This window comes from Nitrosomonas sp. JL21 (genome assembly GCF_009833095.1).
Taxonomy (GTDB): Bacteria; Pseudomonadota; Gammaproteobacteria; order Burkholderiales; family Nitrosomonadaceae; genus Nitrosomonas.
In genome coordinates this window covers 1-1180 of record NZ_QRCB01000072.1, presented here as the reverse complement: position 1 = coordinate 1180, position 1180 = coordinate 1, and the positions used below count along the sequence as shown (strand labels likewise).

Annotated in this window: 1 protein-coding gene; it reads right to left on the bottom strand. The window is 62.2% G+C overall.

What is annotated here, in order from left to right; genetic code table 11:
- A partial coding sequence (locus tag ABF87_RS14520; protein WP_240143715.1) for a calcium-binding protein occupies positions 1-1164 on the bottom strand: 1164 nt, incomplete at its 3' end.
- Positions 1165-1180 lie beyond the last annotated feature (16 nt).

Here is a 1180-nt window from a genome sequence, read left to right as displayed (position 1 = left end):
GCCGTTGCCGCCGCTGAGCGTGTCATTGCCCAGTCCTGCGGTGATCGCGTCATTGCCTTCGCCACCACTCAGCGTATCGTTCCCCGAGCCGCCGGTGATACTGTCATTGCCGCTGCCGCCGGTGATCGCAAACGCGCCGTCGGCCTCGGCTGCGCCATTGAACGTCAATACGCCGGCATTGGCGGCGTTCGATAACGTCAGGGTCGCGCCCGCCGCAACCAGCGCATTCACCGTCGTGATTGCAATCGCGGTATTGACCATGTCCGGCAATGCGATGAGTTCGATATTGCTGACATTGTTGAATTGTGTGGCGGTGATTGCCGTGGTGCCGATCAGCGTCAGCGTGTCGGTGCCGGCACCGCCGTTGACGGTATCCGCCGTCAAACCGGTACCGGCGACGAACGTGAAGGCATCATCGCCATTCCCGCCGCTGAACACATTGTTCAGCGAGCCGCTGATGAAACTGTCGTTGCCCGTGCCGCCGGTAATCGCCAGATTGGCGTCGGTCTCGGCGCTGCCGTCGAAGGTCAGCGCGCCGGAATTGGCGGCATTCGACAACGTCAGCGTCGCGCCGGCGGCAACCAGCGCATCCTTGGTGGTGATCGTCACCGCCGTGCTGGTATTGCCGACCGTGATCGCTTCAATATTCTGCACGTTATCGAAGTCATTCGATGCCGTGAAGGCGGTATTTCCGGTCAGCGCGACCGTGTCCGTGCCCGTTCCTGCGTCCACTGCATCGGCATTGGTCAGGCCGCTGACTGCGGCGAACGTGAACGTGTCATTGCCCGTCCCGCCGGATACGATATCCGTCCCCAATCCTGCCGACAGCGCATCGTTGCCGTTGCCGCCGATCAACGTGTCATTGCCTGAACTGCCGGTAATGCTGTCGTTGGCTCCGCCCCCAGTAATGCTGAAACTGCCGTCGGTTTCCGCCGCGCCGTTGAAGGTCAGCACGCCCGTCGTCAACGAAGTCGCCTGCAGCGTCAGAACAGCCCCGGCAGCCACCAGCGTATCTTTGGTCGTGATCGCGACGGACTGTGTGGTGTTGGTGACGGTAATGATTTCGATCGCGCTGACATTGTCGAATGTGGCCGCGGTCACCGCCGCGTTGCCGGTCAATGCCACCGTGTCGGTTCCAGCACCGCCGTTGACGGTATCGGCCAAGGTCAAGCCCGTGCCC